A 7,793-nucleotide genomic window follows, 5' to 3' on the forward strand; every position below is an offset into this window, starting at 1 on the left:
TCACCGCCCGGATCCGGACGCTCGCCGCGCAGGGCCGCATCGCGCCCGCCCCGGCGCTGCCCGCCGGGGCGCAGGTGCCGGGCGCGGCCGCGTTCACCACCGCCGTCGACGACTTCTACCGGATCGACACCGCGCTGCGGGTCCCGTCGGTCGACCCGGCGTCGTGGAGCCTGCGGGTGCACGGGCGGGTCGGGCGCGAGCTCACCCTCACCCTCGACGACCTGCTGGCCCGCCCGCTCGTCGAACGCTGGGTGACGATGGCGTGCGTCTCCAACGACGTCGGCGGGGACCTCGTGTCCACCACCCGGTTCACCGGGGTGGAGCTCGCGCCGCTGCTCGCGGCCGCCGCGCCCGACCCGGCGGCGGACCAGGCGCTGTCCACCTCGACCGACGGCTGGACGGCGGGCAGCCCGTCGTCGCTGCTCCTCGACCCCGCCCGCGGTGCGCTGCTCGCGGTCGCGATGGCCGGACCGGACGGCCCGGTCGCGCTGCCGCCCGAGCACGGCTTCCCGGTGCGGATCGTCGTCCCCGGGCTCTACGGCTACGTCTCGGCCACCAAGTGGGTCACCGACATCGAGTTCACCACCTTCGCCGCCCGCGCCGACTACTGGCGCGACCGCGGGTGGGCGCCGCCCGGGCCGATGGAGACCGCCGCGCGGATCGAGTCGCCCGCCTCGTACGCGAGCGTGCCCGCCGGCCGGGTCGTGGTCACCGGCTCCGCCTGGGCGGTGCCCCGGGGGATCCGCCGGGTCGAGGTCGGGGTGCAGGACAGGGGCGCGGCCGGGTCCTGGGTCACCGCGGAGCTCGCGCCGGTGCCGTCCGGCGGGGCCACCTGGCGGCAGTGGCGCGCCGAGCTGGACCTGCCGCCGGGCGGGTACACCCTGGTGTGCCGCGCCACCGACGGCGACGGCGTCGTCCAGACCGCCGAGCGCCGCTCCCCGCTGCCGGGCGCGGCGACCGGCCGGCCGACCCGCACCGTCACGGTGACCTGAACGACGGTCACCTGAGAAGCGGTGACCCGAGGGACCGTGACCTGGGCCTCGTCGCGCCGTCCCGGGCGGAGAGGTGCGTCACGGGTGGTCGCACGGTATGCGTGACGGTGGTGTCGTGGAGAACGACGTGGCACTCGTCGCACGATGAGCGGTTCCTGCCCGTCGATCACCGGTAGTTCCAGGTCAGGGGCCCGGGCCGAGCACGGAGAGGACCAAGATCGCAACTTTGTGCGTGCCTTCACAAGCGGCTACCGTGGGTTCCCGTCGCCGGACCCGGTGGCACGGTGCCTCCGCGGCGCCGGGAACGCCGGGCCTCGTCCGTCCGCAGCCCGACCGGCCCGTCCGGCCGGTGAGCGGGCGTGCCACGAGCGCGCCGGTGACCGGCACCTGCACACCCCCGACCGGAGCACGCCCAGTTTCGATGACCGACCGCCCGCGGATCAAGCCCCCGCGAGCAGGAGCGGGCACCGGGACCCGGCCGCCCGCGACCGACGCCCGAGGAGGACGGCCCGTGACCCTGCCGCCCGAGTCCGGTGCCGCCGCGCCCGACGGCAACGGCGAGCGCCCCGCGCGCCCGGTGCCGGAGGCCACCGTGTCCCGGCTCGCGGTGTACCTGCGGGTGCTCGGCGAGCTGCGCGAGGCCGGCGTCGAGACGGTGTCGTCCGAGGAGCTCGCCGGTGCCTCCGGGGTCAACTCGGCCAAGCTCCGCAAGGACCTGTCCTACCTGGGTTCCTACGGGGTGCGCGGCGTCGGCTACGACGTCACCTCGCTGCAGGGACGGCTGCAGGGCGAGCTGGGCATGGACCACCGGCAGTCGGTCGCGTTGGTCGGCGTCGGCAACCTGGGCCACGCCCTGGCCGGTTACACCGGCTTCGCCGGCCGCGGCTTCCCGGTCAGCACCCTGTTCGACGTCGACGACGACCTCGTCGGCAGCGAGATCAACGGCATCCGGGTGCGGCACGTGCGCGAGATCCCCGAGGTGTGCGCCGGTGGCGGCGTCACCATCGGGATGATCGCGACGCCGGGCCCGGCGGCCCAGAAGGTCTGCGACCTGCTCGTGGCGGCCGGTGTGCAGTCCATCCTCAACTTCGCTCCGGTGCTGCTGACGGTCCCGGACGACGTCGAGGTCCGCAAGGTGGACCTGTCGGTCGAACTGCAGGTCCTCGCGTTCCACGTGGCGCGACGGCACACCGGTGCCGCCGCGGTGACGGACAAGACGAACGAATCGGTGGTGTCGTAGAGCCATGAGCGTCCTCGTGGTCGGCCTGTCGCACCGCAGCGCGCCGGTCGAGGTGCTGGAGCGCCTCTCGGTCGCTCCGGGTGACGTGTCCAAGCTTCTCGAGGAGATGCTCGACCGCACGCACGTCGAGGAGGCGGTCGTCCTCTCCACGTGCAACCGGATCGAGATCTGCGCGGTCGTGGACGCGTTCCACGGCGGCCTCGGCGACGTCACCGACGTCCTCGGCACCCACGCCGGGTTCCCCATCGGCGAGCTGTCCGAGCACCTGTTCGTGCACTATGCGGGCTCCGCGGTCCAGCACCTGTTCGCGCTGGCGGCGGGCCTGGACTCGATGGTGGTCGGCGAGTCGCAGATCCTCGGCCAGCTGCGCGGCGCCTACGCGGCCGCGGACGCCGCGGGCGCCGTCGGCAAGGTCCTGCACGAGCTGGTGCAGCAGGCTCTGCGCGTCGGCAAGCGGGTGCACGCCGGGACCGGCATCGACGAGGCGGGCGCCTCGGTGGTGTCCGAGGCACTGCGCGACGCCGACCGTGAGCTCGGCGGCGTCGGCCTGGGCGGCACCCGCGCCGTGATCGTCGGCGCCGGGGCGATGGGCGCGCTGGCCGCCGCGCACCTGCGTCGTGCCGGGGCGGGCGAGATCGTCGTGCTGAACCGCTCGGCCGAGCGCGGCGAGCGGCTCGTGGAGAAGGTCCTCGAGCACGCCGAGCAGGGCACCACCGCGCGCTACGCGCCGATGGACTCCCTGGCCGAGGAACTGCGCGACGCCGACCTGATGCTGGCCTGTACCGGCGCCATCGGGCACGTCGTCGACGTGGCCCCGGTCGCCGAGGCGCTGACCGGCCGCACCTCACCTCTGGTCGTGTGCGACCTGGGCCTGCCGCGTGACGTCGACCCGGCTGTCGGCGAGCTGGCCGGCGTGCGCATGGTCGACCTCATCACCCTGCAGCGTCGGCTGCTCGACACCGCCGACGGCGGCTCCGTCGCCGCGGCCCAGACGATGGTCGACGCCGAGGCCCAGCAGTACCTGGCCGGGCAGCGCTCGGCCGAGGTCACGCCGACGGTCACCGCCCTGCGCCGGCGCGCCTCGGAGGTCGTCGACGCCGAGCTGCTGCGCCTGGACTCCCGGCTGCCCGATCTGGACGGCCACGTCCGCGAGGAGCTCTCGAGGACCGTCCGCCGCGTCGTCGACAAGCTGCTGCACACGCCCACGGTCCAGGTGAAGCGCCTGGCCGAGGGCCCGGACGGGGACAGCTACGCCGCGGCGCTGCGCACCCTGTTCGAGCTCGACCCGCAGGCCGCCGCCGCGGTCGCGGCCCCGGTCCGGGGCTCCGACGCGAGCGTCGACGGCGGCGACGTGACCGCAGCCCTGAACGCCCCGCTCGGCCCCACGCCGTCGATCGGGTCCCGTCCCCCGGAGCAGATCCCGTGAGCGTCCTGAAGATCGGCACGCGGCCGTCGAAGCTGGCGGTCGCGCAGTCCACGACCGTCGCCGACCGGCTGACCGCCGCCGGGCACCCGAGCGAGCTCGTCACCATCTCGACCAGCGGTGACCGGTCGTCGGCGCCGATCCCGCAGATCGGGGTGGGGGTGTTCGTCTCGCAGCTGCGCGACGCGCTGTACGCGGGCGAGATCGACGTCGCGGTGCACTCGTACAAGGACCTCCCGAGCGCACAGCCCGACGGGCTGACGATCGCGGCGATCCCGGAGCGCGAGGACGTCCGCGACGCGCTGGTCACCGGCGGTCGGGTGCTCGGCGAGCTGGGCCGTGGTGCCCGGGTCGGCACCGGGTCCCCGCGCCGGACGGTGCAGCTGCACGCGCTCGGCCAGGGCCTGGAGGTGCTGCCGATCCGCGGGAACGTGGACACCCGGATCGGGAAGGTCCGCTCCGGCGAGCTGGACGCCGTGGTGATCGCGGCGGCCGGGCTGCGCCGGCTGGGCCGGGTCGACGAGGCGGACGAGTTGATCGACCCGCTGCAGATGCTGCCCGCCCCCGCCCAGGGTGCGCTGGCGATCGAGTGCCGCACCGCCGACACCGATCTGGTGTCGGTGCTGGCCGCGGTGCTGGACGACAGCGGCGTGCGCTTCGCCGTCACCGCCGAGCGTGCGGTGCTGGCGGGCCTGGAGGCCGAGTGCACGACCCCCGTCGGGGCGCTCGCCGAGGTCGTCTCCGACCTCGACGACGACGGCCGCGCGGTCGACCGGCTGTCGCTGCGCGGCGCGCTGGGGATCGGGGACATCGCGGGGGGCGACGTGGTGCGCGCCTCCGCCACCGGAGACATGGACGACGCAGAGAAGATCGGGGCCGCGGTCGCCCTCGAACTTCTCGACCTGGGAGCCGAGGACCTGCCCCCCGCAGGTCCCGGTGGTCCCGCCAACCGCTGATTCGGGAGTTTCTTCAATGACAGGACCTGCCAACCCCTCGGGGCGGATCGCCTTCGTGGGCAGCGGACCGGGGGACCCGGCGCTGCTCACCGTGCGCGCCCGGGACGTGCTCGCCGGCTCGCCGCTGGTCATCACCGACCCGGACGTGCCCGAGGGCATCCTCGCCCTGGCCGCCGACGGCGCCGAGGTGCGCCCGGCCGTCGGCCAGCCCGCCGACATCGCGAGCGACCTGCTCACCGAGGCGGGCCAGGGCCGCTCGGTGGCCCGGCTGGTCTCCGGTGACCCCCTGACCAACGACGCCGTCGTCGCCGAGGCGATGGCCGTGTCCGCCTCGGGCACGCCGTTCGACGTCGTCCCCGGCGTCCCGTCCTCGACCGCGGTCCCGGCCTACGCCGGTGTCGCGCTCGGGTCGGCGCACGTCGAGGCCGACGTCCGCGCGGGCGTCGACTGGGCCGCGCTGGCCGCGAGCCCGGGCCCGGTCGTGCTGCACGCGACGAGCGCGCTGCTCGGCGACGTCGCCGCCGGTCTGAGCGCCCAGGGCGTCCCGGACGAGACGCCGGTCGCGATCACCGCGGGCGGCACCACCTCCACCCAGCGGACCATCTCGTCGTCGGTCGGGCGGATCGCCGCCGACGGCGGTGACCTCGAGGGCGCGCTCGTCCTGACCGTCGGCGAGGCCGCCGGTCGTCGCGGCGAGCTGTCCTGGTGGGAGTCGCGCGCGCTCTACGGCTGGCGGGTCCTGGTGCCGCGCACCAAGGACCAGGCCGGCGTGATGAGCGAGCGGCTGCGGATGCACGGCGCCATCCCGGAGGAGGTGCCGACCATCGCCGTCGAGCCGCCCCGGTCGCCCGCGCAGATGGAGCGCTCGGTCAAGGGTCTCGTCGACGGCCGCTACCAGTGGGTCGTGTTCACCTCGACCAACGCGGTCAAGGCCGTCTGGGAGAAGTTCGGTGAGTTCGGCCTCGACGCCCGCGCCTTCTCCGGTGTGAAGATCGCCTGCGTCGGCCGCTCGACCGCGGAGAAGGTCCGCGAGTTCGGTATCGAGCCCGAGCTCGTCCCGGACATCGACGAGTCCCAGTCCTCGACGTCCGAGGGACTGCTGGACATCTTCCCGCCGCACGACGACGTGCTCGACCCGGTCGACCGGGTGCTGCTCCCGCGCGCCGACATCGCCACCGAGACGCTGTCGGCCGGGCTGCAGGAGCGCGGCTGGGAGGTCGACGACGTGACGGCGTACCGGACCGTCCGGGCCGCCCCGCCGCCCGCGCCGATCCGTGAGGCGATCAAGACCGGCGGCTTCGACGCGGTGTGCTTCACCTCGTCGTCGACGGTGCGGAACCTGGTCGGCATCGCCGGCAAGCCGCACGCCCGGACCCTGGTCGCCTGCATCGGTCCGGCCACCGCGGAGACCGCGCGCGAGTTCGGCCTGCGGGTCGACGTGCAGCCGGAGGAGGCCCGCGTCCCGACCCTGGTCGACGCGCTGGCCAGCCACACCGCGAAGCTGCGCGCCGAGGGCAACCTGCCGCCGCCGAAGAAGGTGAAGGCGCGCCGCCGCTGAGCGGAGCGAAGGGCGCATCGGCACCGCCGCTGAGCTGCTCCCGTCGGGCCCCGTACCGCCTCCCGAGGTGGTGCGGGGCCGACCTGTGTCCGGGGCGGTCGTAGCCTGGTCCGCATGGGTTTCCCGGCGCAGCGTCCCCGACGGTTGCGGACCACCCCCGCGATGCGGCGGCTGGTCTCCGAGACCGAGGTCCGTCCGCGGCAGCTGGTGCTGCCGATGTTCGTCCGTGAGGGCGCGACGGAACCGGTCCCGATCGGGTCGATGCCGGGGGTCGTCCAGCACACCCGCGACTCGCTGCGCAAGGCGGTCGCGGAGGCGGCGGCCGCGGGCGTCGGCGGTGTGATGCTGTTCGGGGTCCCCGAGCACCACGACGCGACCGGCTCCGGCGCCGTCGACCCGGACGGGATCCTCAACGTCGGCCTGCGCGACGTGCGCTCCGAGGTCGGCGACGACCTGGTCGTCATGTCCGACCTGTGCCTCGACGAATTCACCGACCACGGGCACTGCGGCGTGCTGGACGCCGACGGCGGCGTCGACAACGACGCGACGCTGGAGATCTACGCCCGGATGGGCGTGGAGCAGGCCCGTGCGGGCGCCCACCTCGTCGGCCCCAGCGGGATGATGGACGGCCAGGTCGGCGTCATCCGCACCGCGCTCGACGAGGCCGGATTCACCGACACCGGCATCCTCGCCTACACCGCCAAGTACGCCTCGGCGTTCTACGGCCCGTTCCGTGAGGCGGTGAACTCGCAGCTCAGGGGCGACCGCAAGACCTACCAGCAGGACGGCGGCAACGCCCGCGAGGCGCTGCGCGAGCTGGCACTCGACCTCGACGAGGGCGCCGACATGGTGATGGTGAAGCCCGCCCTGGCCTACCTGGACATCCTGGCCCGGGTGGCCGACGTCGCCGACGTGCCCGTCGCGGCGTACCAGATCTCCGGTGAGTACGCGATGGTCGAGGCCGCCGTCGCCCGGGGCTGGCTCGAGCGCGAGCGGACCATCATGGAGACGCTGACCTCGATCCGCCGCGCCGGTGCGGACGTGATCCTGACCTACTGGGCCACCGAGGCCGCGACCTGGCTCGACCGGGGCTGACCCCGCCCACCCGGGGCGCGTCGCCGGTCGGATCCGACCGGCGCTGCTCGGCTCGGCCGCCCGGCGCCAGTCGTGCCGACCGGCCGGCGACCCCCGGGGCCATCTGTCCGTGAATTCGCTTACCGGGTAAGCGAATTCGCCGCACTCCCTGTGGGGACCTCGACGAGACCCGGGCCCGACGCCGCGTCCCGGTTCCGGTTCCGGTTCCGGAGGAACGGCATCGCAGGGCCGCGGAGGCCGGCCGGTGGTGCCGGATCCCGCCGGGTGGTGCCGGGCGGTCGCTCGGTGAGGGGTGAATCGCGGCGCCGGGTACCGCCGAACGTGGCAAACCGGACACCGGCACGGCTACCGTGGAGGTCGTGAGCAGCAACCCGGGACAGCACGACGCCCCGCAGTACTACCGGCCCGGGCCGTCGACGGGGCGCTACCCGCAGTACCCGCAGAACCCGTACCCCCACGGCTGGCACGGCGGCGCCACACCGCCGCCGGCCCCGCAGCAGGCACCCGCCGCGCCCGCGCCGCAGCCGGG

The 7,793-nt window shown here is 74.8% G+C and carries 6 protein-coding genes; all 6 read left to right on the forward strand.

Annotation, left to right across the window (positions count from 1 at the left end; translation table 11 throughout):
- Positions 1–992 (forward strand): molybdopterin-dependent oxidoreductase (locus tag GTW08_RS16610; protein WP_161152196.1); only part of this gene is annotated, 992 nt, incomplete at its 5' end.
- 511 nt (positions 993–1,503) lie between these two features.
- Complete coding sequence (locus tag GTW08_RS16615; RefSeq protein WP_062403813.1) at positions 1,504–2,232, forward strand: redox-sensing transcriptional repressor Rex; 729 nt, start codon at positions 1,504–1,506, stop codon at positions 2,230–2,232.
- Between the two features lie 4 nt (positions 2,233–2,236).
- Positions 2,237–3,658 (forward strand): glutamyl-tRNA reductase, encoded by a 1,422-nt coding sequence (locus GTW08_RS16620; protein ID WP_073576569.1) that lies wholly within the window; start codon positions 2,237–2,239, stop codon positions 3,656–3,658.
- Complete coding sequence (gene hemC / locus GTW08_RS16625; RefSeq protein ID WP_073576568.1) at positions 3,655–4,611, forward strand: hydroxymethylbilane synthase; 957 nt, start codon at positions 3,655–3,657, stop codon at positions 4,609–4,611. The genes GTW08_RS16620 and hemC overlap by 4 nt, the downstream gene beginning before the upstream one ends.
- Before the next feature lie 16 nt (positions 4,612–4,627).
- A complete protein-coding gene (locus tag GTW08_RS16630; protein WP_073576567.1) occupies positions 4,628–6,169 on the forward strand; it encodes a uroporphyrinogen-III synthase in 1,542 nt (513 codons plus the stop codon).
- Positions 6,170–6,283: 114 nt separating this feature from the next.
- Entirely contained in the window at positions 6,284–7,264 is a 981-nt protein-coding gene (hemB, locus tag GTW08_RS16635; RefSeq protein WP_073576566.1) for a porphobilinogen synthase, read from the forward strand.
- Positions 7,265–7,793 lie beyond the last annotated feature (529 nt).

This window comes from Pseudonocardia sp. SID8383 (assembly GCF_009864975.1).
Classification (GTDB): Bacteria; Actinomycetota; Actinomycetes; order Mycobacteriales; family Pseudonocardiaceae; genus Pseudonocardia; species Pseudonocardia alni.